Raw genomic sequence first — 25,430 nt, forward strand, 5'->3', positions numbered from 1 at the left:
GAAGTTCATGTGAGAATCAGACCGAACGCCCGGTTGCGGGAGCCTTTCGCAGTCTATGTAGTGCCCGCTTGGAAATGGAAGCAATTTATCGCTTTCGAGCTTCTGGGCGGGATTGCCTTCTATCTCATAAGCAAGGTGCTAATTTCAACAGAATGGTTCTGCATTGCGGCGAATATGGCAGGGCCTCAGATGCTGAAGCATGCGGTCAACCCGTTTCGGCCGAGCTGATCTATTCCCTGTATGTACGGAAAAGCAAAAAGGAACGCCCCTCTCCGACTGCCGTTAACGGCAAGCTCCGGAAAGAACGTTCCTTTTCATCCTTATGAAGACTAGAATCCGAAATATTGCTTCGCGTTCCCATATGAAATGTTCTTCGCGTAGGCGCCGAGCAGCTCCATATCCTGAGGCGCTTCGCCGCTCTCCGCCCATTCCCCGAGCAAATTGCAGAGAAGTCTGCGGAAATATTCATGCCGCGTATAAGACAAGAAGCTTCTCGAATCGGTCAGCATCCCGACAAAGCGGCTTAGCAAGCCAAGATTTGCTAGCGAGTTCATCTGCTCCAGCATGCCGTTCTTCGTATCGTTGAACCACCAGGCCGAGCCGAGCTGAAGCTTGCCCGCTATGCCTCCGCCCTGGAAGCTGCCCATCAATGCCGCCAACACCTCATTGTCTCTTGCGTTCAGCGAATAGAGGATCGTCTTCGGCAAGGAATCGGTGCCGTCCAGTTCGTCGAGCAGACGAGTCAGCGGATAAGCGACCAGGCTGTCGTTGATCGAATCAAAGCCCGTATCCGGACCCAGCTTGTTGAACATCCTGGTATTGTTGTTGCGCGATGCGTTAATGTGAAGCTGCATCACCCAGCCCAGTTCGGCGTACAATCTGCCCATGAAGAGGAAGGTATACGTTTTGTAGGTTTTCTCTTCTTCAAGCGTAACCGCCTCTCCGCGAAGCGCCTTCTCGAAGATCAGCGCCGCTTCGTCCTTCGATGCCGGCGCGTATGGCACATAATCGAAGGCGTGATCGGATACCTTGCAGCCGACCTCGTCGAAGAAGCGAATTCGCGATTCAAGCGCGGCAAGAAGGCCGTCATAATCGTTGATTGCCCCGCCGGCCGCATCGCCAAGCTTGCCGATCCATTCTACGAAGGTCGGGCGATTGATTTCAAGCGCCTTGTCCGGCCGATAGGAAGGCAGCACCTTCGTCTCGAAGCCCTCGAGCTCTTTGATCTTCTTATGATACTCGAGCGAATCCGCCGGATCATCGGTTGTGCAGATCACTTCCACGTTCGACATCTTGATCAGATCTCTCGCTTTGAAATTCCCCGAAGCAAGCTTGGCGTTCACCTGCTCCCAGATCTTCGGCGCATTGCTCTCGTTAATAAGCTCATAGACTCCGAAGAAGCGCTGCAGTTCGAGATGCGACCACTGATAGAGAGGATTGCCGAGCGTTTGAGGAACGGTCTTCGCCCAAGCCAGGAATCGGTCGTAATCCGACACGCCCTCTCCGCCTGTCACGAGCGACTCCTCCGCCCCGTTGGCTCGCATCGCGCGCCACTTATAATGATCACCGTACAGCCATGCCTCCGTCAGATTGGAGAATGAGGTATTCTCGTAAATCTGCTGCGGGCTCAAATGGCAGTGATAATCGATAATCGGCATGTCCTTCGCGAATTCATGATACAGCTTAACGGCAGTGTCATTCGATAATAGAAAGTTGTCATCCATAAACGCTTTCATCTCTCTCGTACCACCTCGCCTAATTTTAGTATGTGTTCAATATACCTCTTTAAGTGCGTGTTCAAAAAGACCGGTTTTCAGCACCAAGAAGCTTGTATGAAGCTAGAAACTGAGTAGCTAAAACGTTTCGTGAGAAACGCACTTCGAAAGCATCCGCTTGTAGTGGATACTACGTGAGCAATTGAAATGTTTCCGGAGGAAACATCGCTTCGTAAGCATATGCTTGTTTCGGCTGAATGCAAGATTCGACGTCGAATAGGCTTCTTGATATACTACGTGATCAAAATTGGACTTTTTGAACAACCTCTTTAAGAATGAAATTGCACCAGTTGATCGACCTCTACCGCTTTGCCTGTCTGAATGGATTTGTTGGCCGCGATTCCCGTCAGGATCGAGCGGGCTCCGTCATTATGATCCGCCGCGCGATTAAAGGGATCATGCACCGGCTCTCCAAATATATCGTTAAGCAGCACAGGATCGCCGCCGCCATGTCCGCCTTTTCCTTCTTCAACCTGAACGGTATACGGTTCTCCGAACATCGGGAACACGTTCATCGTCTTGCCCTTCAGCGCGCCTTCAAGCGCCTTGTCGCCGCCGGAATTCACATAGGATTGCTCCACAATGCTCATTTCGATCCGCCCCTTGGTGCCGTTGAATGCGATTCGATAGCCCTCCCATGGCATATAAGCGTTCAACGAATACGTAAGAATGGCATTATTTTTGTATTTCACAAGCACGCCCATCGTGTCCTCGATATTGATGCCGTCCCCGAATACGCTTTGATCCCTGCGATAGCCGTCCTCGTGCTCGGCGTCGAGATACATGCCCTTTAAATGTTCATTTTCGTCCAAATGCAGCGCGAACGGATCGTCCTTGGCATTAGGATTACCTGTCGCGCGCTCGTAGAAGGAGGTCACGCCTCTGTTCTCCGCGTTTTCGCGGCCGTAGAACATAAGATCGCCGTAAGCGAACACAGACTCGGGCTGCGAGCCGATCCAGAAGTTGACGAGATCGAAGTGATGCGTCGATTTGTGAACGAGCAGGCCGCCGCTGTTATTCTTGTTGCGATGCCATCTGCGGAAGTAATCCGCGCCATGCTGCGTATTAAGCAGCCATTCGAAGTGAACGGAAGTGACCTTGCCGATTACGCCGTCCTGAATAAGCTCTCTCGCCTTCGTATGATGGGGAGCGTACCGGTAATTAAACGTCACGCGCACCTTGCGTCCCGTACGCTCAACAGCGTCCACGATCTCCTGACATTTCTTCTCGTCAACCGTCATCGGCTTCTCCGTAATCACGTCGCAGCCAAGCTCCATGGCGCGAATAATATACGTATGATGCGTGCGGTCAACTGTCGTGACGATTACCGCATCGGGCTTTTCTGTTTCGATCATTTGATCGAATTGATCGGCTTTATAAGTACGAATCGCTGCATGGTCGTACTTCTCTTGAAGCATTTTATTCGCATACGCCATTCTGGTTTCATTAATATCGCAGAAAGCCACCAGCTCGGAGGTTTCCCGGAACTGACTTGCAATCGCACCATAAAAAAACTCGGCTCTACCGCCGCTTCCTACCAATACGTATTTCTTCTTGGACATAACCATTTCCTCCCGCTGACTGTGGTTTTATTTCTCCGCTTCATCATAGCGCATAAAAATGCTATAATAAACCCGATTTCATGCGAAATTTTCTATGTACTACGCTTATATTGCGAAATCCAATGAACAAGGAGAATCAGCTATGCAGCAGCCCCCGAGCAGTCTCAGCTTTGGTGAAACATCCCAATTTTACATTGAATATATGAAGCGGTCCGAGCCGTACAACATGACGAGCGAGCACTATCATTCCTACTATGAAATCTACTACTTGCTTTCGGGAAAACGCGTCTATTTCATACGCGACCGCTCCTATTCCGTTGAAGCGGGAGATCTCGTCTTCATTAACAAGCATGATGTTCACAAAACGATGCAGCTCGGCGACCCATCGCATGAGCGTCTCATCATACACGCGAATGATCATTGGATACGCAAATGGTACGGCGAGCATGCAGAGCTGCTGCTTTCGCCTTTTCAGCAGACCTGCCCGGTGCTGCGGCTGCCTCATCGCGAGCAAGTCGATATTCAGACTTCGGCGCGAACCTTATTGAAGGAGCTGCGCGGCAAGGAGCCGGGCTTCGACTTGATGGCGAGGCAAGCTTGCATCGACATTATGCTTATTTCAGCGCGTTATCTTCTTCATCATGAGCCTACTCCGTTTACGCATGTTTCCCCTCTGCATGCCAAAATATCGGACATCGTTCACCATATTAACGGACATTTCCGGGAGCCCATCCGTTTGAACGAGCTCGCCGAACGCTTTTTTATTTCGCCTTATTATTTGAGCCGCATGTTCAAGGAGGTGACGGGCTTCTCCTTCTCCGACTACATTACGTTGACGCGGGTGAAGGAAGCACAGCGTCTTCTAAGCGAAACAACGCTCAGCATTACGGAAATCGCCGGACAGGTTGGATTTGATAATTTCTCTCATTTTGGGAAAACCTTCAAGAGAGTTACTTCGATGTCTCCTCGTCATTATCGCAATAACATGTCGTAATTTCACATATAAAATGGTCGTTAATTTACACTTAAAATGGGGATGAAAGTGTGGTAAATTTAATTTGTTGTCATAAATTTATATATTATTAGAGTTAAATCCAAGGAGGTACCAGCATGATTCGCATTGGTAAAATCAGCTACTGGCATGTGCATGCGTGGGAATACACGAATGAAGCGCTAAACCATCCGAATACCGAAATTGCCGCCGTATGGGATGAAATCGAGGAAAGAGGTCAAGCATCGGCTGAGAAGCTGGGGGTTCCCTTCTATGCGAACCTGGACGACATGCTTGCTCGCGATGATATCGACGCCGTCATCGTCGATGCTCCAACGAACCGGCACAGAGAGGTTATGGTTGCCGCTGCAAAGGCGGGCAAGCATATCTTCACGGAGAAGGTTGTCGCAACAACGCTCGAAGATACATTAGCCATATTAGACGAAGTCGAGAAAGCCGGCGTGAAGCTCACCGTCTCCCTTCCCCGATTGAACGCCGGCTACACGCTTGCCATTAGAGAGCTGCTGGAGCAGAAAGCTCTTGGCGAGGTTACGCTTGTTCGAGTCCGCTTGTCTCATAACGGGGCGCTGGCTGGCTGGCTGCCCGAGCATTTCTACAGCCTGGAGCAATGCGGCGGTGGCGCGCTGATCGACCTGGGCTGCCATCCGATGTACTTGACCAATCTGTTTCTTGGCGAGCTTCCCGTTACGATTGCAACCCAGTACGGCTATGTCAGCGGACGCGAGGTTGAAGACAATGCGGTTGCGACTGTGGAGACCAAGAGCGGTGCGGTCGGAATCGTCGAAGCGGGCTTTGTGAATCCGCATTCGCCTTTCTGCATCGAGGTTCACGGCACAGAGGGTACGCTGATGTACGGAACGCCCGAAGAGAAGCTTCTCATTCGCAGCAATGTCGGAAAATTCGCGAATGCGGAAGGCTGGACCGAGGTTCCTCTTCCAGCAAGCAGAATGAATGCCTTCGGCCAATGGGTCGAGCATATCGAGAACGATACGGCCGCAACGGAGAACATTCAGCGCGCGCTTAATCTAAGCAAGCTGATGGATGCGGCGACAAGATCGAACAAAGAAAACCGCAAGGTTTCCTTAAGCGAGCTCGACTGATTCGGACCGTGAATTCGACTCCGCGTCGCATTTAACCGAGCCGCACATTATGCTACAATCGAGGAGGAGACGAGGTGGCGGTCAGCAACTCCTTCGAGCCTATGCTGGAGCGTCCCGACGAGCTCGAGAAGCTTGATCTTCGCGTGCAGTGGGGGCCCTATGATATCCATGTAATGCGCTTTCATTATGTAAGGTTTCAACCGGGCCATACGATTTCGTTCCATAAGCACGCGGAATATGAATTTCATTTCATTCCGCGGGGCAAAGGCCTCGTAAGCTTCGGCGAGGAGCCCTTTGCGCTGAAGTCCGGACAATATTACCTGACCGGTCCCGAAGTGATGCATTATCAGGAATCGGATCTCCACGAGCCAATGGAAGAGCTGTGTCTTCATGTCGATATTACGGATCGCTTCGACGCGCAGCCGGAAGCCTCTCTACCCGCTCCCGAAGACTGGGAGTGGCAGGAAGCGCGCTCCTGCATTAGAAAGCTGAGTCAATTGCCGCTTTCCCCAACTCAGGATTTGCATAATGCGATGGGCTGCTTCCTCCAAGCCTATGAAGCCTGCAGAGCGAATTATGCGGGCAGCTATACGACCATCAAGCAGAATGTGATCCAGATTTTGCTGCGCGCGGTGAGAGGCTACGAAACGGTGAATGAGGAGAAGAAGCTTCCAACGAAGGATATGAAGCTCTATCGCTATCACTTAGCTCTGGAGTTCATGCAGGCCAATTATGGCGGCGCTCTGTCGCTTGAAGAGGTAGCCGAGAAGCTGCGATGCAGCTCCAGGCAGCTTCAACGCTTGTTCAAGGAGCTTCATGGAGGCTCTTCGTTTAGCCAAATTCTTGAAGACATTCGCTTGACGCATGTATGCAAATCGCTGCGAGAGAGCGCGCAATCCATTGAACAAATCGCCAAGAACGCCGGCTTCTCCAGCGGCAATTATCTGCATGCCGTATTCCGCAAGCGTTACGGCATGACACCATCCGAATATCGGAGCAACCATTAGGAGGAAACCAACATGTCCAAAGTGTACAAAATTGCGATTATTGGCTGCGGAGGAATTGCGAACGGCAAGCATATGCCAAGCCTGAAGCCGATTCAGAACGTTGAAATGGTAGCTTTCTGCGATATCGTGGAACAACGCGCGATCGACGCGGCGGCTGCATACGGCGCTGAAGGCGCCAAAGTTTATACGGATTATAAGGAAGTGCTGAAGGATTCATCGATTGACATTGTTCATGTCTGCACGCCGAATGATTCCCATGCCGATATTGCGATTGCTGCATTGGAAGCGGACAAGCATGTTATGACCGAGAAGCCTATGGCGAAGACTGCTGCAGATGCCCAGCGCATGGTGGAAGCCGCTAAGCGCTCCGGCAAGAAGCTGACTGTCGGCTATAACAACCGCTTCCGTCCGGACAGCCAGCACCTCAAGAAAGTATGCGAATCCGGCGAGCTGGGCGAAATCTACTACGCGAAGGCTCATGCGATCCGCCGCCGCGCGGTTCCAACTTGGGGCGTATTCCTCGATGAAGAGAAGCAAGGCGGAGGACCGCTCATCGATATCGGCACGCATGCGCTTGATCTGACGCTTTGGATGATGGACAACTACAAGCCGAAGGTCGTTCTGGGACGCTCGTACCACAAGCTGTCGCAGCGCGAGAATTCCGCTAATGCATGGGGACCCTGGGATCCCGCCAAGTTCACTGTTGAAGATTCCGCATTCGGCATGATTGTCATGGAGAACGGCGCTTCCATCGTACTGGAGTCGAGCTGGGCGCTTAACTCCCTCGACATCGACGAGGCGAAATGCACGCTTTGCGGAACGGAAGGCGGAGCGGACATGAAGGGCGGCCTTCGCATTAACGGCGAAGAGCACAGCCGCTTGTTCACGAAGGAAGTCGATTTGAAAGCCGGCGGCGTCGCCTTCTTCGAAGGCAACAACTCCGCGAAGGATTCCGATCTGGAGATGAGAATGTGGATCAAAGCGATTGAGGATGATACCGTGCCAATCGTTACGCCGGAGCAAGCCTTTGTTGTTTCGCAAATTTTGGAGGCCATCTATACATCTGCCAGAACCGGCGAAGCGGTCTATCTATAAACGTTCTAAACGCCTATTGGGCAATGAAACGTGCAAAGGGCAAGGGAATGCCAAACGGCTTTCGCCTTGCCCTTTGTCCGCGTTCGCGAGGCTGCGCAGAGCATGTTCACGGCCTTGCTTGCCTATGTCGCGATTGCGACAATGTCCAATCAGCTGCCTATCTGCGCCGTCCAGCTCACGCATTCACGCAGCAGCTGCATGACCGTCTGCTCGCGCATCGCCTCTTCCTTGTGGGCAGGCGTCAAGCAGCATACTCGCCCGCTTCCAATCTCATGTCTCCAGCCCGCTATCGATTCCCCGTCTTCCGAATAAGAGCGCAGGAACACCTCGGTGTCCCGCTCATCGCAATTTATCATATAATGCTCGTCAAGCAATTCGAACGGCATCATCGTCGACCATTTCCCGACTCCTTCATAGCGAACAGACTTTAACGGCGGGTGCATGACGAAATATCCCCGCAGAAGCCGAACATAAGGACTACTCTCCGGGTAAGAGGCCATTCCCGCATGCCATGCCAAGAAGCCTCCGCCCTCCTCCGCATAACGAGCAATCTTCTCCGCATGGCTCTCATTCATCCACATCAGCCCGGGTTCGCTTTGCGGCGCAATCTTGTTGATCGCATACAGAACCGCCGCATGTGGCTTGTCCGACAATCGACGCATGAACTCATCGATACTCTCCGCGACAATTAGCTCTAGCTCTCCATTCTCGGTTTCGGGTTGGACCGCTTCTCTTAACACGGCCTCGATCGGCTCCCTTGGATGATAATAATCACCCAGATACGCTAAAATTTTCTTCATTTCGTCTCCATTCCTCCCTCTCCTCGCTCCGGTCGCGTCCATGAAAGGAGCTCCTTCATTCCGAACGAACGGATACAAGGAGCCCTGATTGAATCTCACTATTCGATTATAGCATACGCCTAGCCTTCAATTTGAACCGCATCTCGCTGCGCCACCAGGCAAAGCTCCGCCGCTTTGAACGCATGCTCCTGCGTCATCGCGTTTTCGGTTCCGTTCAAGCAATCGAGAATAAGCTCGCCGAAGAAAGGATAACCGACCTTGCCCTTCAGACTCATATGCTTCGTGCCCTCCGCATTGACGAGATACAATTGATCTCCCTCGTTATCGCGGCCTACATCAATGTATTTGCGAAGCTCGATGTAGCCTTCCGTTCCCATAATAATCGTTCTACCGTCGCCCCAGGTTGCAAGTCCGTCAGGCGTCAGCCAATCTACACGGAAGTAACCTGTAGCTCCGTTCTCTCCGACAACCGTTATGTCGCCGAAATCCTCCAGCTCCGGATATTGCTTGTTGGCATAGTTGGCAACTTTGCTGCTTGTAATCTTCGCTTCCGAATTTCCCGTAAAATAAAGGAACTGCTCCAATTGATGCGAGCCGATATCGCATAGAATGCCGCCGTACTTCTCATGCTCGAAAAACCATGCGGGTCTTGAAGGCGCGTTGAGCCGATGAGGTCCCCAGCCCATCACTTGGACGACACGTCCGATCGCGCCCTCTTGAATAAGCTGGCCGGCGAAAATCGCGCTTTCGACATGCAGCCTCTCGCTGTAATAGACCGCATATTTCTTCCCGGTTTCCGCATAAGCGGCGCGAGCTTCTTCAAGCTGCTCGAGCGTCGTGAACGGCGTTTTGTCCGTGAAATAATGCTTCCCGCTGCGCATAACCCTCACGCCAAGCGGTCCTCTCAGAGACGGAATGGCTGCAGCTGCAACGAGCTGCACCTCCGCGTCCTCCAAAATTTGCTCGAGCGATTCAGCTGCCTTCGTCCCCGGATGCCGGTTAATAAAATCGTCGACTTTTGCCGAGTCGGCGTCATATACCCATTTCACAACAGCGCCCGCTTCGACCAGGCCGTTGCACATGCCGTAAATATGTCCATGGTCAAGGCTCGTTGCCGCGAATACGAACTGCCCCGGCTCCACCACGCGGTTCGGCTTGCCCTTCGGCGCATAATTCATTCCGTCGTTATTGCTCATTTGGCTTAAACCCCTTTCTTCGGCGAAGCAGCAATTTTCTCGTTCAAATGCGAGAGATAGAGCTCTTCATCGATCGGCAAGTCGACCCAATTATCCGTCCAGGTTGAGAGCAGCATCGCATTGGACAGCATCAAGCCTTTAATGCCCTCAGCCCCGGGGGCAATCAGCTCTTCGCCATGCAAAATCGCATTCACCCAGTTTTGCATAATGCCTTTATGATCCGGATTCTCACCATGCACGGGCACTTCGCATTTCCAGCATTCCGGAGAACCGAAGCCGCCTTTAAAATTCGCATTGAATTCGCGCTCCGATTGGCGCAGTCTATAGAAGGTCAGCGTATTATTCTCGATGACCACTTTGCCGTTGTCGCCGCTGATTTCCAATCGATTCGTTCCCGGAGCTTCGCCTGTGGAGGTCACGAATACGCCCGTTGCGCCGTTCTCATATTCCACGAATGCTGTAACATCGTCTTCCACTTCGATATTGCGATGCTTGCCGAAGTAGCAGAACGCTCTTACGCGCGTCGGCATCATGCCGATCGTCCATTGCCATAGATCAAGCTGATGCGGATCCTGATTCAACAGCACGCCGCCGCCCTCTCCCGCCCAGGTCGCTCTCCATGTGCCCGAATCATAGTAGCTTTGCGAACGGTACCAATTGGTAATAATCCAGTTCGTTCTTCTGATTTCGCCGAGATCGCCGTTGACGACAAGATCCTTCAGCTTCTTGTAGATCGGATTGGTCCGCTGATTGTACATCATGCTGAATTTCACGTCGGTCTTCGCCGCCGCGTCATTCATTTCCCTTACTTGCTTCGTGTATACGCCAGCCGGCTTTTCGCACAGCACATGCAGGTTTTTCTCGAAAGCGGCTATCGCAAGCTCTGGATGAGAATAGTGCGGAGTCGCAATAAGAACGCCGTCGATTTCACCGGAGCTCATCATATCTCCAGGTTCCGTGTACACTAGCACTTCATCGCTCAAGTTTTCCTTCGCCCACTCCAAGCCCTGCGGCGCGCTGTCGCAAACTGCTGCAAGCTTGACACCCTTCACTTCTCCATTGAGAATATATCGAATATGGCCCTTTCCCATGTTGCCCAGACCAATAACGCCCAATCGCATAACCTGCATCGCTTAATCGCTCCTTATCATTGGTAATCTCTATTAGAATTTTGCAATTCGATTACTGCTTTAATCTTACCAAGACAGCGCTGTCAAAACTTCATTCCCATTAATCGAATTCCACTTTAATTTGACTCTGGTTGGTGTATAATTGAGCTAGGAACAGGGAGGCGAATCCATGGCAACAAAGACGCAGATGTCAATGCCGTTCACACTCGGAACATCCTTCAACTATATCGACGAAATTCCGTATCACACGCATTCCCATTATGAAATCTATTATTTCCGCAGCGGGAAAGCCAATTATATTATTAACGACAAAATTTATGTGCTCGAGCCGAACGATTTGCTGCTCATGCATGGCATGACGCTGCACAAGGCTTATATGGATCCAAGCGTCGCTTATCATCGAACCACGCTGCATTTCGATCCCTACTACTTCAAACAGCATATTCAGCCCTCCTATGCGGAGGATTTGCTCGCGCCGTTTCAGAAGCTTCAGAATGTAAGAATCCCTCTGGGGGGCAAGGCGAAGGACGAGATTGAAGATGCGCTGGACAAAATGGAAGAGTTGCTCAATTCGGGGACGCCCTCCGGATTTCAACGCTTTCAAGCCCGCTTTGCCGATCTGCTTATTCAGATCAATGAGCTCTGCAAAGCGCCGATGAATTCCATTGTAGCTTTCCCGACCTCCAAGGAAAAGCATGTGCAAGCGATTATCTCTTACGTGGAGAGCAACTTTCGGGAGGACATCACGCTCGAAGCGATTCAGAACGAGCTGCATTTGAACAAATATTATCTCGCGAAAACCTTCAAAGAGGTTACTGGAATGACCATCTTTCAATTTTTGATGCATCGCAGAATCTATCAGGCCAAGCTTGAGCTGATTGGGGAAGAACGCAGCATTACGGAAATTTGCTACGATGTGGGCTTTAAGCATCCGTCCCATTTCAGCCGCTCGTTCAAGGAGCATACCGCCATTACGCCGGAGCAATACCGCAAGAAGCATCATCTCCATTAACTTGCCAGTTTACGGGAACGCCAAAAGCTGCCGTCTATGTCAGGGACACAGACGGCAGCTTTTTTGGTTGCAATAATAGCTGCGGCGTTAACCTAAGTATAAACTAGCCGTTAAGCAGAAGCTGCTCCGGATCCTCCAGCAGCTCTTTGACCGTTACGAGGAAACGAACCGCTTCGCTTCCGTCAACGATACGATGGTCGTACGACAAGGCGAGATACATCATCGGACGGTTTTCCATGCGCTCGTCGTCGATCGCGACAGGACGAACCTGAATTTTATGCATGCCGAGAATACCAACCTGAGGCGTGTTCAGAATCGGAGTCGACAGCAGGGAGCCGAAGACGCCGCCATTGGTAATGGTGAAGCTTCCGCCTTGCAGATCGCTTAGCGCAAGTGTATTCGCGCGCGCTTTCTTCGCCAGGTCCCCAATGCTCTTCTCGATCTCGGCGAAGCCCAGACGATCGGCGTCCCGAACAACTGGAACGACAAGACCTTCCTTGGCCGATACGGCAATGCCGATATCATAGAATTGCTTGATGACAATATCGTCGCCGTCAATCTCGGCATTAAGCAGCGGGAATTTCTTCAACGCGCCGACAACGGCTTTCGTGAAGAAGGACATGAAGCCCAGATTGACTTCGTTCTTCTCGAAGAACGCTTGCTTGCGGCGTTTGCGCAGATCAAGAATAGCCGTCATGTCAACTTCGTTGAACGTCGTCAGCATAGCAGCGGTATGCTGAGCTTCCACGAGACGATTCGCAATCGTCATGCGGCGGCGCGACATGCGCTTGCGCTCAACCGGCTTGCCGTTTGCGCTGCTGCTTGCTGCTGGAGCCGGCGCGGCAGGCTCGGCCTTCGGTGCGGCGGGAGCTTGTCCGCTTGCACGCACAGCATCGGAAGTGATGCGGCCTTGCGCTTGCGAGAGATCAATGCCTTGCTCGCGGGCAAGCTTGCGCACTGCGGGCGAAGCCTGCACCGCAGAGGAAGCAGGGGATGCAGCCGCAGCCGAAGGAGCTGCCGGAGGCGCTGTAGCCACCGCCGCAGCCTTCTCCGGCGCTGCGACCTCAGCCGATTTCTCGGGTGCCGCCGGAGCAGGAGCAGGAGCCGGCGCTGCGGCTCCCGATGAAGCGCCGATGGAACCAATCGCTTCCCCTACTTGCACGACATCGCCGTCTCCTCTGGCAATGCTGGCAACAACACCGCTGCTGTCAGCGGAGATTTCGATATTTACTTTGTCTGTTTCAAGTTCAAGAAGCACGTCGCCTTGGTTAACGGTGTCGCCTTCCTTCACGAACCATTTCGTAATCGTTCCTTCGGAAATGGACTCTCCCAATTCTGGTACAATAATTTCTGCCATTATGTTGTTACCCCCTTACCAAACTCGCTTCGATAGACTGGCCATTCAAAGCGGATGAAAGTATTGCTTGCTGTTCAGCGGCATGAACTTCCTGATGTCCGCTTGCTGTACTCGCGCGTTCCTGGCGGCCGATATAGCTTACGGCAACCTTGGCTGGCGCCAGCGCGCGAAGACGCGGCTCCATGTAGAACCATGAACCCATATTCTTCGGCTCTTCTTGAATCCATACGATCTCTTCGAGCTTAGGGAACTGCCCAATGATTCTCTCCAGCTCCGCTTGAGGAAGCGGATAGAGCTGCTCGACATGAGCTACGCGGAGCCAATCGAACTCATTCTGCCCTGCGGAAGACATTGCTTCCTGAACATCGATCATAACCTTGCCGGTGCCAAGCAGCAATCTCTTCACTTTATCCTTGGCTGCCTTGGCCTCGGTCAAGCTGAACTGCGGCAGCACCGGCTTGAAGGAGCCTTCGCTGAATTCCTCGCCATGCGACGCAACTCGCGGATTCCGAATCAAGCTTTTCGGCGCCATCATGACAAGCGGACGAACATTGTCGCTGCCAAGCATTGCGGCTTGCTTGCGCAGAAGATGGAAGTACTGCGCCGACGTTGTCAAATTCGCTACAGTCCAGTTATTGTCTGCAGACAGTTGAAGGAAACGCTCCAGACGCGCGCTGGAATGCTCGGGACCCTGACCCTCATAGCCATGAGGCAGCAGAATGACGATACCCGATTTCTGCGACCATTTCGCACGGCCTGCCGAGATGAATTGATCAAAAATCGTTTGCGCCACGTTGGCGAAATCGCCGTATTGCGCTTCCCATATGACGAAGGTTTCCGGCGCGAATACATTGTAGCCGTACTCGAATCCGAGAACCGCCGTCTCCGAGAGCGGACTGTTGTGAACCGCGAAGGAAGCTTTGGCCTGCGGCAAAATATGCAGCGGCGAAAATTTCTTGCCGGTCTCATGATCATTGAGCATAATATGGCGATGGGCGAACGTCCCACGCTCCGAATCCTGTCCGCTGAGGCGAATCGGCTTGCCGTCCGCCAGAATGGTCGCGAACGCCAAGGTTTCCGCATGCGCCCAGTCCACCTTCTCGCCGTCATTGAGCGCGGACGCGCGACGCTGAAGGATACGCTGCAGCTTCGTATATTCGGTGAAGCCTTCCGGACGGTTAAGGAGTTCGAGATTAATCTCTCTCAGCTCTTCGAGCGGTACCGCCGTTTTCACGTCTTCAGGCACAACATCGCCCTTGTCTTGCACAACCTGAACCTGCGTTTTGCCTTGAGCCGATTTCATCTTCTCATAAGCTTCCTGCAAAGCGTCGAGCGTTTGCTGCTTGAGCTGCTCAACCTGTTCCGCTGTCATCGCCTGCTCGGACTCCAGCTGCTTGCTGTACAATGTAGCAACCGTATCATGCTTGCGAACCTTCTCATACATGAGCGGCTGCGTCACTTCCGGGTCATCCATCTCGTTATGTCCGTACCGACGATAGCCGATAAGGTCAATGACGAAGCCTTTGTTGAAGCGGAGTCGATATTCGCAAGCAAGACGAACCGCCGCCAGACAAGCTTCAGGCTCGTCGGCGTTGACGTGAACAATCGGAATATCAAAGCCTTTGGCCAGGTCGCTGGCATAATAAGTCGAGCGCGAATCCTTGCTGTTCGTCGTAAAGCCCAGACGATTGTTCGCAATGATATGAAGGGTGCCGCCGTTATGATAGCCGTCCAAATTGTTGAAATTCAACGTTTCCGCCACAATGCCTTCTCCAATGAATGCCGCATCGCCGTGGATGCAGATCGTTACCGCTTCGTGAATGTCCTGCTGCGGGAAGCCCGGCTGCGTTCTATTCTCTTGCGCGGCGCGAGTGAAGCCTTCGACGACCGGATTGACGAATTCGAGATGACTCGGATTGTTCGCAAGCGTCAGATTCGTCCGAACCGTCTCGCCTTCGATGACCGCGCGGTCGGCGCCAAGATGGTATTTCACATCCCCGGTCCAGCCGTAGTTAATGCCCATCGAGCCTTCCGAAGGAATAAGCTCTTTGTTCGGAGAATGATGGAATTCGGAAAAGATTTTCTCATAGGGCTTGCCGAGAACATGCGTCAGCACGTTCAAGCGTCCGCGATGCGCCATGCCCATTAGAATATGATGCGCGCCGTCATGCGCAACCGCCTTGACAATCTCGTCAAGCACGGGAACGAGCATATCCACGCCTTCAATAGAGAAGCGCTTCTGACCGACAAAGGTGCGGTGCAGAAAGCTTTCGAATTGCTCGACCTGAAGCAGCCGCTTCAGAAGCTCCTCCTTCTCCCTGGCGGACAGAGGCGCGGGGAACGTGCCGGATTCGGCTTGCTTGTGCAGCCAGTTCCGCTCATTCTCATCATGAATATGCGTAAATTCATAAGCTGCCGAACGGGAATAAATTTCTTTCAATCGAACGATCGCATCCCAGCCGCTTACAAGCTCCGCAGGTGCGTTTTCCCAAATCAGCGAAGCCGGGATCGCGGCGAGATCTTCTTTCGTCAGATTGAACGTTTGCGGATCGAGCAGGGACGTGTCGGCCGATTGGCTTAAACCCAGCGGATCGATATCCGCATCTAAATGGCCGTATCTGCGAATGTTCAGCATAAGCTGATGAGCAGCGACGACCTTTTTCACCATATTTTTGTCAATTGTTCCATTAGAACCCGCTCCAGATTGCACGGCTGCGGATTGCAGGGTGCCGGCCGTCTTAGCAGCTCCCGGCGCTGCCGCCGCTTCTTCGGTCGGAGGCGCTCCCCATTGCAAGAACATTTCGCGAACCGATGCGTCTACGGCGTTCGGATCATCCAGGAACCGTTCGTATTGCTCCTGAACATAACCAAGATTGGGACCATAATAGCTTTTCCAAGGAGAAGAGTTGCGCTCATCATGGATGCTCATAGCAGAAAATTCCACCCTCTCTATTCATAACCATCCTATTATTTTCATCAGCGGCCATAATCATGCATATTCCGCTTCTAAATGCAACAAGAAGTTGCTTAGCTTCTTCATATTTTAGTACAATAACCGCTTGCCAACCATAATCATCTTGGCATTGAAATCATCGCTTTCTAGCATCAATGGATGCTCTAACGCAATGACAGCTCAGCCAGTGTTCTTACCATTACGCCGGTCGCTCCTTTTGGTTCCCACTTTCTCCCCGAATGAAGCCAAGCGGTAGCTGCGATATCGAGATGCACCCAAGGGAGTCCCTCGGTGAAATGGCCGATGAACAACCCCGCTGTTATCGCTCCTGCATATCTGCCGCCGCTATTTTTCAGATCCGCGGCATCGCTCCTGATCAGCTTTTTGTATTCCGGATAGGAGGGCAGCTCCCAGATTCTCTCTCCAGTGCGGTTGGATGCCTCCAGCATTTCCTTCATGAAAGCATCGTCGTTGCCGATTGCTCCTGACGCTTCATGACCCAGGGCGGAGACGACAGCGCCCGTAAGTGTAGCCACATCTACCAGCCGGGTAGCGCCTCTGCGGATTGCGGCGGTAACGGCATCGGCCAGCACCAACCTGCCTTCCGCATCCGTATTGACAACCTCGACCGTGTATCCGCTCATCGTACGAATAACATCGCCTGGCTTCAGCGCGCGATCTGACGGCATATTCTCCGCTGCGGGAATGACCGCCACGATATTGCGCTTCGCCTTCAACCCGGCAATCGCCTTCACAGCGCCAAGCACGGCCGCAGCGCCGCTCATATCGCTGATCATCTCCTCCATGCCGGCCGCGCGTTTCAGCGAAATGCCTCCCGTGTCGAAGGTGATGCCTTTGCCAATCAGTCCAAGCACTTCAGAGGAGTCCGGATCGCCATTGTAATGAATGACGATCATTCGCGGCGGATGAGCGCTGCCTTGACCGACGCCGAGGAGGCCGCCCATTCCTTGCTCGGCTGCCGTGAATTCATCGATAACCTCAATATCCAGCTCCAATTCCGCCGCAAGCTCTTCCGCATAGGAAGCCAGCCTCTCCGGGGTCAGTTCATTGCCTGGCATATGAACCAGATCGCGCGCGTAGCACACGCTATCCGCAAGCAGGCTGCCGTGTCGGATGCCTTCCTTCCATGCTTCCTCATCCCCGAGAGCTCCGTTCTCCCGCTCCTCGTCCGACACAAACAGTACGTCGTCAAGCTCGAATCGAACGCTCTCCTCGCGCTTAAGCGGCTTTCGGTCATAAAGTGCAAGACGCATCCCCTCGACAAGCGCTTGAGCGGATGCCGAAGCTCCTGTCTCTATGAAGTCTGCGCCTAGCAAATCCTCCCGAAGCACCACGACGGCTTGCCGGGCTTTGATTGACTTCAGCGCTTTCGCAGCCGCAGAAGCCGCGATTCTCAATCCGGCAGCGCCGGCGCCCGGCTCATATCCCGCAAAGACGAGATAGGCGGCAGCATACCTTCCGAGCGTTGGTAGCACATAGATTTGCTCTTCTTTCCCGACAAACACGCCCTTCTCGCATTCGCTTCTAAGTCTATCGCGAATTTCAGGCTGTTCCGCGAATTGTTCATACGCCTTGCCTTCCTTAAGCTCAGCTTCGCCAACCAAAATGACCATCGCTTCATAGCCTTGGTCCTTCTTCCATTTGCCATATGTAAATGATGTCATCTTCCGTTCCTCCCGCTTCAAGAAAAATAAAAAACCGGGGCAATTAACCCCGATTCGATTCTAAACCTTTATTCGGCCAATGGCAAATAAATGACAAATTCCGTGCCGCTTCCAACCATGCTGTCGACGCGTATCGTTCCGCCGTGATTTCGTATAATGCGATAGCTGACGGACAAGCCAAGTCCCGTTCCCGCTTGCTTCGTCGTGAAGAACGGATCGAACAGCTTGCTCATGGTAACCTTGTCCATTCCTTTGCCGTTGTCCCTTATTTTAATCTCAACATACTGTCCGTCGCTGTTCAGCGAAATATCGATTTTGCCTCTTCGCTCGGCCTGCACCTCTTCCACCGCGTCCAGAGCATTCTTGAGCAGATTGAGAATCACTTGTTTCACTTGCTTAATATCGATAGACACGATAGCTTCCGATTGGAACGACTCGACGCCGATTTCGCAATTGCGCAGCAGAGATTCGCTTTCGGTGAGCATAACGACCTCTTTGATCAGATGCTGAATCGAGGTGGATTGCTTCATTGGCGCGGACGGCTTGGAGGAGTTTAGAAACTCATAAATAATATCATTCGCCCGGTCGATCTCGGTAAGGATAATTCTGGCATACTCTTCTTTCCCGACCTCCAGGAGATACGGCCTGAGAAGTTGAATGAAGCCGCGAATGCTTGTAAGCGGATTGCGAATTTCATGCGCGATAGCCGCCGCTATCTTTCCTAGCATCGCAAGCTTGTCATTCTGCAATGCGCTCTGTTCAATATGCTTGTATTCCGAGACATCCTTCACGCTGAACAGAAAGTCTCCATCGAGCTGATCGCCGTAGGTTACAGTTGCCAATAAATGTTTTCCGTCCTTCTGCTGAAATTCATAATAACGATTCCGCTTCAGAAACATCTCTTTGTACAAGCGCAATATCGTTCTTTTCGTCGACAAGCCAAGCTGCCCATGCAGCAATATTTCGCGAATATTGCAGCCAAGCAGCGTCTTGCGCGGAATGTCCATCAGTTTCGCCATCTGCACATTAATGAAAGAGAGAATGCCCTCGCTGTCGAATAAAGCAATCCCGCTGTCCATATGCTGAAGCACGTTCTCATATTTATTCTTAACCTTTTCGAATGAAAGATTCGATTTGAAGAGCATTTCTCTCATTTCCGAAAAACGCTGTTCTTCCGCAGACTTAACCATTTCTCCATTTGCGGCTACTTCCATTTTGAAACGACAAGCAACCATCAGTTCCATAAGGAAAACAAAAGAACGATGGTAGATTTGAACGGCCTCTTTGGAATTCACGTTCGCTGCCAGCGCTTGTATGCAATCTTCGTGAACAGCAATGATATCTTCAGGATTCATGCCTTGCAATTGCTTTCCCAGTTCGTTTGCTTGATGAAGCGACGCATCCTTTCCACCCCGGATGTAATCGGCAAGCGCCGGGAAATAACGCTTTCGAATGGCTTGCATTGCATACTCCTCCCCGGCAACAGCTACGGCGACAGCCATTTGGATCTCCATAATTAATCATAGTTTTCAATTGTAAATTCTGTCAATCGGAAATCCTGTCGAAATTTGAAAGGTTGCGCCTGATATTTGCCGTTTGGGAAGAGGAGCACTAATTTCATGACCGATTAAAGGAGTTCGGCCAGTTTCCCCGGCTTCCGGAGTCGTTTCTCCCCGAGTCGTCCTCCTTTTTTCGAGATCGATCATCGCTGCCGGTATTCGCTTTCCACGGATATCTCTGACTGTCTTCGTCATCCCATCGCGCTTGATCCGGCTTCCTTGACTCATTCGATTTATTATTATTGCTTTTATCATCATTGCTCTTATTGCTGCCATTGTTTATGTTTCCTTTATTGCCTTTATAATCCTCTTCCTTTTCGTCCGCCTTCTGATTCTCATCCTTTCTTTGCTCGTTGTATTGCTTCCATTGATTTCGAGCTTCTTCAAGCTTTTCTTTTATTTTTTGCTGCAGCTCTTGTTCCATGCTTTCTTTATTTTGTTCCCAATCCTTGGCGTAGGACTGCCATTGCTCCAAAAAGTCTTCAGAATTTCCGCCAAATTGCCATTGCCGATCATCATCGCCGCGGCCATTGTCATTCCCTTTGCCGTTGCCTTCAGGCTTTTTACTTGGCTTTAACGAAGCTCCAGGTGTGATGCCTGGCTTTAAACTTGGAGCAGTACCGTGCTTGTCCGTCGGACGAATCGTCGGCGACGCGGTCGCCGGTTGAGTTGGCTTGCCCGATGCTTTGCCAGGATTTTGCGAAGCATTTGTCTGGCCGTCCTTCTCCTGATCCTTTTCTTTTTGCGCCTCCTTGGCTTCCTTCTCCTTCTTCTCTTGCTCCAGCAGCTTCTGAAGCTTTTGTTTGATATCCGAATCATCCGATTGCTCGATCAAGGTTTGAACACCGCCGATGCTTTCCGTTACGGTATCGATGGATTGTTCCTTAAGCTGATCGAGCGTAATGCCGTAGCCCTCGCTTTTGGCCATGAGATAGACAGCCATCTTCCCGGAAGAAATGCCATAGGCGTCAGCTTCCGCGCGCAGCTCCTCCGGAACGGACAAGCTTGTAATCGTAATATTGCTCGCAGAAGAAGCATGTCCGCTCAGCCACTCCTTAAGATACTGATTCAGATTTTCGGTCAGCAGATTGTCAAAGTCGGGCGCGCTGCTCTCCAGCATCAATCTCGTAATGACGATATCCCGGTTCGGCGTCTCCATGTAATGCGCTTCTCTTGCGGCTTCGAACAAGTCGGTTGTAACCGTTTCTACACGCTTCCCCTTATACGTCATGTCTTGAATCAGCTTTAGCCCGTCATCATTCAATCCTCTAAGCTCAACAACGCGTTCGGAGCTGTCAACGGCGATTTCGACGCTTGGATTGATATCGAGAGTCACATAAGCCACCACCGGATTGCCTCTATTGAAGGCGTACAACAAACAGCCTATAAGCATGATCATGACAATGGCCGCAATACTGGCGTAACGGTAGGAGAGTTTATGATAGCGCAGCTGAGGTCGCTGCTCCTCTTCGAACAGCAGCTCTTCGCCAATCTGGGCCGCACCGCTTAGCGGCGCCTTCAGGAATTGACCGTCAGACGTCATAACTACTGCATGATTCTCTTGTATGCTCATTACAATTCCGCGCTTCATTTGCTCACCTCCCTTACATTCGCGGAAACCTTGCGATCAATCCGCAAATAATCATTCATGAACGGATAGGTTCCGGATAGAATTACCGCAATCGAAATAATATATTTGCGATTTCGTTCCAACGTTTTACGGGAAACGCCGCAGGCTTCCATCAGTTCCTTGATCGGCAGTCTCTTCTTCTGTTTCACTTGTTCCATCAAATCTACGCTCCCGGCAAGCTCTTGCGCGATGGAAATAAGCATCTGCCTCGAGTCCGAGTGCTTTGGGGAGTGCTCGACCAGCTCGGCGAATGTAATTTCGTATCGACTTAATTCTCTGCTGAGCTCTCCAATTTCCATTCGTCGTTCATAATCCGTTTTCTCGAGCTCATGCGCTTCGAGAGCTTGCTTCGTCTCCAGAATATTGTATTCGGATTGATCATCCGTTTCAGAGTCGAAGGAGCTGTAAGGCACGGCTTGCAGATGCCTTTGTTCTTTTCGGACATGATCAATAAGCCTACGTTGCATCACGGTTTTGGAAAATCCCAGGAATGATGCGCCAGCCCCTTCATCGAAGCCGTCGATCGCTTCGTTAAATGCCAGCAGCGCAATACTGAATTCATCATCAATTCCCGGCTCTATGTACCGTTTGCAAAATTTGCTTGTTTGTTTTGCGATATATGGATAATACTTGGCAATCAGCTGCTCTCGCAGTTCATCGTCGCCTTGTCTAATGCGGGAAATCATCTGCTCAGGTCCCAACTCAGCTTCCCTTGAGCGTTTCTCAGCGGGACCTGGTTTGTGCAGAAATCGTTTGAATAGGATCAGCAGCAACTGTTCCACCTCACTACTCATAAATTCGTATGTATCCTTCGAGATTGAAGGGGTGTATATTAAAATATTTTAATGGTAAAAAAAGAAAGCCCCCGCAAGGGAGGCTTATATAAACGTTAAACGGATGATCGGCGACCAATCAGCTTATTTCGTCTGCTGTTCAAGATTTGAAGACGTTTCTTGAGTACCAGCTGCCATTCCTTATCCCCTATTTGCTTGGCAAAGCTGAGCAAATCAAGCGCCATATCAATCTGACATCCCACAACTTCCATCGGATCTTCATTCTCATGATTCACACAATTCTCAATTAACGCGAGCTCATCTTGATCGACGTAATCCTCGAAATCAACCTCTGTCGCCCCGTCTCCATGTGCATAATCAGCCAGAATATCATATTCGCTCTGAGCCAAATAATGAATATTCACGCTGTGGCATACGGGACAAAACGTAATTGGAACATTGTGGATATTTGTCCGATAATGCTTTAACGTCCCCTTCGTTCCAATCATGCTCGCTCCACAACAAAAGCTCATCGCGATAACCTCCTGTCCTATGACCATAGTGGCATATCCAAGGTGAAACGGCTGCGCCGTCCTTTGGCGGGTTACATTAAATCTATTCGCTATGCCAAGACCAAATTCCTGCTTGGAATAAATGTTAGCTTATGCTTAAAACGAATTTTGTCGAAAAAAGCATAAAAAAGACAAACCCGCCCATAAAAGGGAGAGCTTGTCCTTCTCATTGCCGGATGAAAACTGTAAACCAGCTTATTTCGCTACAAGATGACTTTGACCTGGCTTCCAGTTAATCGGGCAAAGTCCGCCGGACTGAAGCGCTTGAAGCACGCGAAGCGTCTCTTCAACGCTGCGGCCAACATCATTGTGGTTAACCACTTGATATTTCACTTCGCCTTCCGGATCGATGATGAACAGACCGCGAAGCGCGATTCCTTCTTCTTCGATCAGAACGCCATAATCGCTTGCAACGCTCTTCGTAATATCCGCCGCAAGAGGGAAGTTCAATTGACCAAGCCCGTTATCGTTAACCGGCGTGTTGATCCATGCGCGGTGGCTGTGCATGCTGTCAATGCTGACGCCAAGAATCTCTGTATTCAAATCCTTGAACTGATCCGCGGCCAGGCTAAGCGCCGTAATTTCAGTCGGACATACAAAAGTGAAGTCCAGCGGATAGAAGAACAATACCAACCATTTGCCTTTATAATCGGAAAGAGATGCCTTTCCGAAACCCTTTCCGTCACCTGTCGCGGTATCCATCGAGAAAGCTGGAGCCGGACGACCTACCAAACGTTCTGCCATAATGAATTTCCTCCTTCATTCCATCGATTGAAATATGATGAATTGTCACTTTGTCCTTGTGACTTACTAGTAAATAGTATCATCACTTAATACTAAAGTCAATTTAATAATAAATATTTAATGATAATAATTATAAACTACTTCTTCATCGCATTAATAATTAAATCGCCCATTGCGGTTGTGCCAATCGCCTTGCTCTTGTCTACGGCGATATCTCCGGTGCGATGTCCCGCATCGAGCACTTCCTTGACAGCCGCTTCGATGGAAGCCGCCGCTTCATGATAGCCGAAGGTCAAACGGAACATAAGAGCTACGGAAAGAATCGTAGCAATTGGATTGGAGATGCCTTGACCGGCGATGTCGGGCGCAGAGCCATGAACCGGCTCGTACAAGCCGAAGCTTCCTTCGCCAAGCGATGCTGAGGACAGCATGCCGATCGAACCTGTCAGCATGGCGGCTTCATCGCTCAGAATATCGCCGAACATATTCTCGGTAACGATCACATCGAAGGAGGACGGACGGCGGAGCAATTGCATCGCGCAATTATCAACGAGCACATGCTCCAGCTCAACCTCCGGATATTCGACAGCAACGCGGTTCACAACCTCGCGCCATAAGCGGGAAGTCTCGAGTACATTCGCTTTGTCCACGGAAGCAAGACGCTTGCCGCGAGTCATCGCGATATCGAAGGCTTGGCGCACGATGCGTTCAACCTCTTGCACGTTATAGACGCAAGTATCCACCGCTTCCTCGCCTTGCGCGCCCTCACGACGGAATTTCTCGCCGAAGTAAATGCCTCCGGTCAGCTCGCGTACGACGATTAAGTCCGTGCCTTCCAGAACTTCAGGCTTAAGCGTGGAAGCTTCCTTCAAGCAGTCGAACACGGTAGCCGGGCGAATATTGGAGAAAAGTCCAAGCGCCTTGCGGATGCCCAGCAGGCCTGTCTCAGGTCGAAGCTCCTTCGAATTATTGTCCCATTTCGGACCGCCGACAGCTCCGAGCAACACCGCGTCCGCGTTTTTGCACAGCTCCAGCGTTTCCTGCGGCAAAGGAGTTCCCTTTTCGTCGATGGCGATTCCGCCGAACAGGCCGCTTTCGGTTTCGAACTGATAACCGAATAACTCCTCGGTTTTCTTAAGTACCTTTAGAGCTTCTCCAACAACCTCAGGGCCGATACCGTCGCCGCCGAGGACTGCGATTTTTTTCACTTCCGCTGTCATCTTCTTAACACTCCTCATTATCATTCTCAGTCTATTATCATTTGTACCATAAATCTGACGCTAACACAAAGATATAAAATCTATGAGCTTTATAGGTTTCAACTATACTATTATTATTGAAGAATGAAGAAATGGCAATTGTCTCCGCAGAGACAATTGCCATCCATGATCAGGACAAAAGCTGAATTACTTCTTGATCCAGTGCATCAGCTCGCGCAGTTGCTTGCCTGTTTGCTCAATAGGATGAGCGGCTTCGTTGCGGCGAGTAGCCGTAAGCATAGCGCGGCCGGATTGATTCTCAAGAATGAAGTCGCGTGCGAAACGGCCGGATTGAATATCCTCCAACACCTTCTTCATTTCCTTCTTCGTCTCGTCGGTAACGATACGAGGTCCCGTTACATAGTCGCCGTATTCGGCCGTGTTGGAGATGGAGTCGCGCATTGTCGCAAGTCCGCCTTCATACATCAGGTCAACGATCAGCTTAAGCTCATGCAAGCACTCGAAATAAGCCATTTCAGGTGCATAGCCAGCTTCAACCAATGTTTCGAAGCCCGCTTTAACAAGCGCGGATGCGCCGCCGCACAGCACGGCTTGTTCGCCGAACAGATCCGTTTCTGTTTCTTCTTTGAAGCTTGTTTCGATAACGCCGGCGCGTGTGCAGCCGATGCCCTTCGCATAAGCGAGACCGATTGCTTTCGCATTGCCGGTAGCGTCTTGATGGATAGCGATCAAGCCCGGCACGCCGAAGCCTTCTTGATACGTGCGACGAACCATATGTCCTGGCGATTTCGGAGCAACCAGGAATACGTCCTTGTCCGCGCTAGGCACGATTTGTCCGTAGTGGATGTTAAAGCCGTGCGAGAACATAAGCGCCGCGCCTTGCTTCAGGTTTGGCTCGATTTCTTCCTTGTATACTTTCGCTTGCGTCTCGTCCGGAAGCAAGATTTGTACGACGTCTGCCACTTTTGTCGCTTCCGCAACTGTCAAAACCTCGAAGCCGTCTTTTCTTGCTACGTCAGCCGATTTGCCTTCGCGAAGACCGATGACAACCTTGAGTCCGCTGTCGCGAAGGTTTTGCGCTTGCGCATGTCCTTGGCTTCCATAACCGATTACTGCGATTGTTTTGCCTTGCAGAACGCCTTGTTCAGCGTCTTTCTCATAATACAATGTAACTGCCATGATTATTATTGCCTCCTTTAAGTTAACCCATTTGAGCGGGTGTTTAAGCGGAGAACGGCTTGCCAGAGG

At 51.3% G+C, this 25,430-nt stretch carries 21 protein-coding genes; 6 read left to right on the forward strand and 15 right to left on the reverse strand.

The features are described from left to right. The first annotated feature begins 9 nt into the window (after nt 1–9). Nucleotides 10–228, forward strand: a complete 219-nt coding sequence (locus tag HFP08_RS12900) for a hypothetical protein (protein WP_168121008.1) — start codon at nt 10–12, stop codon at nt 226–228. Between the two features lie 101 nt (nt 229–329). Here HFP08_RS12900 and uxaC read toward each other — a convergent pair whose 3' ends face one another. Next, a complete protein-coding gene (uxaC, locus tag HFP08_RS12905; RefSeq protein WP_168121009.1) occupies nt 330–1,736 on the reverse strand; it encodes a glucuronate isomerase in 1,407 nt (468 codons plus the stop codon). Nucleotides 1,737–2,044: 308 nt separating this feature from the next. Then, nucleotides 2,045–3,337, reverse strand: coding sequence for a Gfo/Idh/MocA family oxidoreductase (locus HFP08_RS12910; RefSeq protein ID WP_481856570.1), 1,293 nt, complete (start codon nt 3,335–3,337; stop codon nt 2,045–2,047). 142 nt (nt 3,338–3,479) lie between these two features. Between HFP08_RS12910 and HFP08_RS12915 the strand changes: the two genes are divergently transcribed. From HFP08_RS12915 to HFP08_RS12930, 4 genes are all read left to right on the forward strand, one after another. Then, nucleotides 3,480–4,331 carry a helix-turn-helix domain-containing protein gene (locus tag HFP08_RS12915; protein ID WP_168121011.1) on the forward strand — a complete coding sequence of 284 codons (852 nt, stop codon included), beginning with the start codon at nt 3,480–3,482 and terminating at the stop codon, nt 4,329–4,331. A 116-nt stretch (nt 4,332–4,447) separates the two neighbouring features. Further along, nucleotides 4,448–5,449: a Gfo/Idh/MocA family protein gene (locus HFP08_RS12920; protein ID WP_168121012.1), complete on the forward strand. Its 1,002-nt coding sequence runs from the start codon at nt 4,448–4,450 to the stop codon at nt 5,447–5,449. Nucleotides 5,450–5,523: 74 nt separating this feature from the next. After that, the gene (locus tag HFP08_RS12925) at nt 5,524–6,456 is read left to right on the forward strand and encodes an AraC family transcriptional regulator (protein ID WP_346768732.1); all 933 of its coding nucleotides are present in this window, start codon (nt 5,524–5,526) and stop codon (nt 6,454–6,456) included. 12 nt (nt 6,457–6,468) lie between these two features. Beyond that, nucleotides 6,469–7,551, forward strand: coding sequence for a Gfo/Idh/MocA family protein (locus HFP08_RS12930; RefSeq protein ID WP_168121013.1), 1,083 nt, complete (start codon nt 6,469–6,471; stop codon nt 7,549–7,551). Nucleotides 7,552–7,700: 149 nt separating this feature from the next. Here HFP08_RS12930 and HFP08_RS12935 read toward each other — a convergent pair whose 3' ends face one another. The 3 genes from HFP08_RS12935 to HFP08_RS12945 all read right to left on the reverse strand — a co-directional run bounded on the left by HFP08_RS12935 (nt 7,701) and on the right by HFP08_RS12945 (nt 10,677). Beyond that, nucleotides 7,701–8,351 (reverse strand): ThuA domain-containing protein, encoded by a 651-nt coding sequence (locus tag HFP08_RS12935; RefSeq protein ID WP_168121014.1) that lies wholly within the window; start codon nt 8,349–8,351, stop codon nt 7,701–7,703. Nucleotides 8,352–8,470: 119 nt separating this feature from the next. Next, nucleotides 8,471–9,547 (reverse strand): Gfo/Idh/MocA family protein, encoded by a 1,077-nt coding sequence (locus tag HFP08_RS12940; RefSeq protein ID WP_168121015.1) that lies wholly within the window; start codon nt 9,545–9,547, stop codon nt 8,471–8,473. Nucleotides 9,548–9,552: 5 nt separating this feature from the next. Continuing rightward, complete coding sequence (locus HFP08_RS12945; RefSeq protein ID WP_168121016.1) at nt 9,553–10,677, reverse strand: Gfo/Idh/MocA family protein; 1,125 nt, start codon at nt 10,675–10,677, stop codon at nt 9,553–9,555. A 169-nt stretch (nt 10,678–10,846) separates the two neighbouring features. On the opposite strand from HFP08_RS12945, the gene HFP08_RS12950 reads away from it, so the two are divergent. Further along, complete coding sequence (locus tag HFP08_RS12950; protein WP_168121017.1) at nt 10,847–11,689, forward strand: helix-turn-helix transcriptional regulator; 843 nt, start codon at nt 10,847–10,849, stop codon at nt 11,687–11,689. Between the two features lie 103 nt (nt 11,690–11,792). On the opposite strand, the gene odhB is transcribed toward HFP08_RS12950, so the two are convergent. The 10 genes from odhB to ilvC form a co-directional block, all read right to left on the reverse strand. Further along, the gene (gene odhB / locus HFP08_RS12955) at nt 11,793–13,046 is read right to left on the reverse strand and encodes a 2-oxoglutarate dehydrogenase complex dihydrolipoyllysine-residue succinyltransferase (protein ID WP_168121018.1); all 1,254 of its coding nucleotides are present in this window, start codon (nt 13,044–13,046) and stop codon (nt 11,793–11,795) included. Between the two features lie 7 nt (nt 13,047–13,053). After that, entirely contained in the window at nt 13,054–15,975 is a 2,922-nt protein-coding gene (locus tag HFP08_RS12960) for a 2-oxoglutarate dehydrogenase E1 component (protein WP_168121019.1), read from the reverse strand. A 188-nt stretch (nt 15,976–16,163) separates the two neighbouring features. Continuing rightward, the gene (locus HFP08_RS12965) at nt 16,164–17,684 is read right to left on the reverse strand and encodes a leucyl aminopeptidase (RefSeq protein ID WP_168121020.1); all 1,521 of its coding nucleotides are present in this window, start codon (nt 17,682–17,684) and stop codon (nt 16,164–16,166) included. A 68-nt stretch (nt 17,685–17,752) separates the two neighbouring features. Continuing rightward, nucleotides 17,753–19,147 carry an ATP-binding protein gene (locus HFP08_RS12970; protein WP_168121021.1) on the reverse strand — a complete coding sequence of 465 codons (1,395 nt, stop codon included), beginning with the start codon at nt 19,145–19,147 and terminating at the stop codon, nt 17,753–17,755. A gap of 154 nt (nt 19,148–19,301) precedes the next feature. Continuing rightward, on the reverse strand, nt 19,302–20,834 hold the full coding sequence (locus HFP08_RS12975; RefSeq protein WP_168121022.1) for an anti-sigma-I factor RsgI family protein: 1,533 nt from the start codon (nt 20,832–20,834) through the stop codon (nt 19,302–19,304). Then, a complete protein-coding gene (gene sigI / locus HFP08_RS12980; protein ID WP_240941355.1) occupies nt 20,831–21,667 on the reverse strand; it encodes an RNA polymerase sigma factor SigI in 837 nt (278 codons plus the stop codon). The genes HFP08_RS12975 and sigI overlap by 4 nt, the downstream gene beginning before the upstream one ends. A 95-nt stretch (nt 21,668–21,762) precedes the next feature. Further along, nucleotides 21,763–22,179, reverse strand: a complete 417-nt coding sequence (locus tag HFP08_RS12985) for a hypothetical protein (protein WP_168121023.1) — start codon at nt 22,177–22,179, stop codon at nt 21,763–21,765. Nucleotides 22,180–22,413: 234 nt separating this feature from the next. Further along, nucleotides 22,414–22,962, reverse strand: a complete 549-nt coding sequence (locus HFP08_RS12990) for a peroxiredoxin (protein ID WP_168121024.1) — start codon at nt 22,960–22,962, stop codon at nt 22,414–22,416. Between the two features lie 137 nt (nt 22,963–23,099). Continuing rightward, nucleotides 23,100–24,182, reverse strand: coding sequence for a 3-isopropylmalate dehydrogenase (leuB, locus tag HFP08_RS12995; protein ID WP_168121025.1), 1,083 nt, complete (start codon nt 24,180–24,182; stop codon nt 23,100–23,102). A 186-nt stretch (nt 24,183–24,368) separates the two neighbouring features. After that, nucleotides 24,369–25,361, reverse strand: a complete 993-nt coding sequence (gene ilvC, locus HFP08_RS13000; protein ID WP_168121026.1) for a ketol-acid reductoisomerase — start codon at nt 25,359–25,361, stop codon at nt 24,369–24,371. Nucleotides 25,362–25,430: the final 69 nt, after the last annotated feature.

This window comes from Paenibacillus sp. HB172176 (assembly GCF_011947265.1).
Taxonomy (GTDB): domain Bacteria; phylum Bacillota; class Bacilli; order Paenibacillales; family Paenibacillaceae; genus Pristimantibacillus.

Excerpts from the sequence above, each read along its gene's own strand:
- HFP08_RS12940 (WP_168121015.1), bottom strand. The coding sequence starts at position 9,547 with ATGAGCAATAACGACGGAATGAATTATGCGCCGAAGGGCAAGCCGAAC.
- ilvC (WP_168121026.1), bottom strand. The coding sequence starts at position 25,361 with ATGGCAGTTACATTGTATTATGAGAAAGACGCTGAACAAGGCGTTCTG.
- HFP08_RS12910 (WP_481856570.1), bottom strand. The coding sequence starts at position 3,337 with ATGTCCAAGAAGAAATACGTATTGGTAGGAAGCGGCGGTAGAGCCGAG.
- HFP08_RS12985 (WP_168121023.1), bottom strand. The coding sequence starts at position 22,179 with ATGAGCTTTTGTTGTGGAGCGAGCATGATTGGAACGAAGGGGACGTTA.
- leuB (WP_168121025.1), bottom strand. The coding sequence starts at position 24,182 with ATGACAGCGGAAGTGAAAAAAATCGCAGTCCTCGGCGGCGACGGTATC.
- HFP08_RS12930 (WP_168121013.1), top strand. The coding sequence starts at position 6,469 with ATGTCCAAAGTGTACAAAATTGCGATTATTGGCTGCGGAGGAATTGCG.
- HFP08_RS12920 (WP_168121012.1), top strand. The coding sequence starts at position 4,448 with ATGATTCGCATTGGTAAAATCAGCTACTGGCATGTGCATGCGTGGGAA.
- HFP08_RS12960 (WP_168121019.1), bottom strand. The coding sequence starts at position 15,975 with ATGAGCATCCATGATGAGCGCAACTCTTCTCCTTGGAAAAGCTATTAT.
- sigI (WP_240941355.1), bottom strand. The coding sequence starts at position 21,667 with ATGAGTAGTGAGGTGGAACAGTTGCTGCTGATCCTATTCAAACGATTT.
- HFP08_RS12970 (WP_168121021.1), bottom strand. The coding sequence starts at position 19,147 with ATGCAAGCCATTCGAAAGCGTTATTTCCCGGCGCTTGCCGATTACATC.
- HFP08_RS12975 (WP_168121022.1), bottom strand. The coding sequence starts at position 20,834 with ATGAAGCGCGGAATTGTAATGAGCATACAAGAGAATCATGCAGTAGTT.
- HFP08_RS12945 (WP_168121016.1), bottom strand. The coding sequence starts at position 10,677 with ATGCAGGTTATGCGATTGGGCGTTATTGGTCTGGGCAACATGGGAAAG.
- HFP08_RS12990 (WP_168121024.1), bottom strand. The coding sequence starts at position 22,962 with ATGGCAGAACGTTTGGTAGGTCGTCCGGCTCCAGCTTTCTCGATGGAT.
- HFP08_RS12965 (WP_168121020.1), bottom strand. The coding sequence starts at position 17,684 with ATGACATCATTTACATATGGCAAATGGAAGAAGGACCAAGGCTATGAA.
- HFP08_RS12950 (WP_168121017.1), top strand. The coding sequence starts at position 10,847 with ATGGCAACAAAGACGCAGATGTCAATGCCGTTCACACTCGGAACATCC.
- odhB (WP_168121018.1), bottom strand. The coding sequence starts at position 13,046 with ATGGCAGAAATTATTGTACCAGAATTGGGAGAGTCCATTTCCGAAGGA.
- HFP08_RS12915 (WP_168121011.1), top strand. The coding sequence starts at position 3,480 with ATGCAGCAGCCCCCGAGCAGTCTCAGCTTTGGTGAAACATCCCAATTT.
- uxaC (WP_168121009.1), bottom strand. The coding sequence starts at position 1,736 with ATGAAAGCGTTTATGGATGACAACTTTCTATTATCGAATGACACTGCC.
- HFP08_RS12935 (WP_168121014.1), bottom strand. The coding sequence starts at position 8,351 with ATGAAGAAAATTTTAGCGTATCTGGGTGATTATTATCATCCAAGGGAG.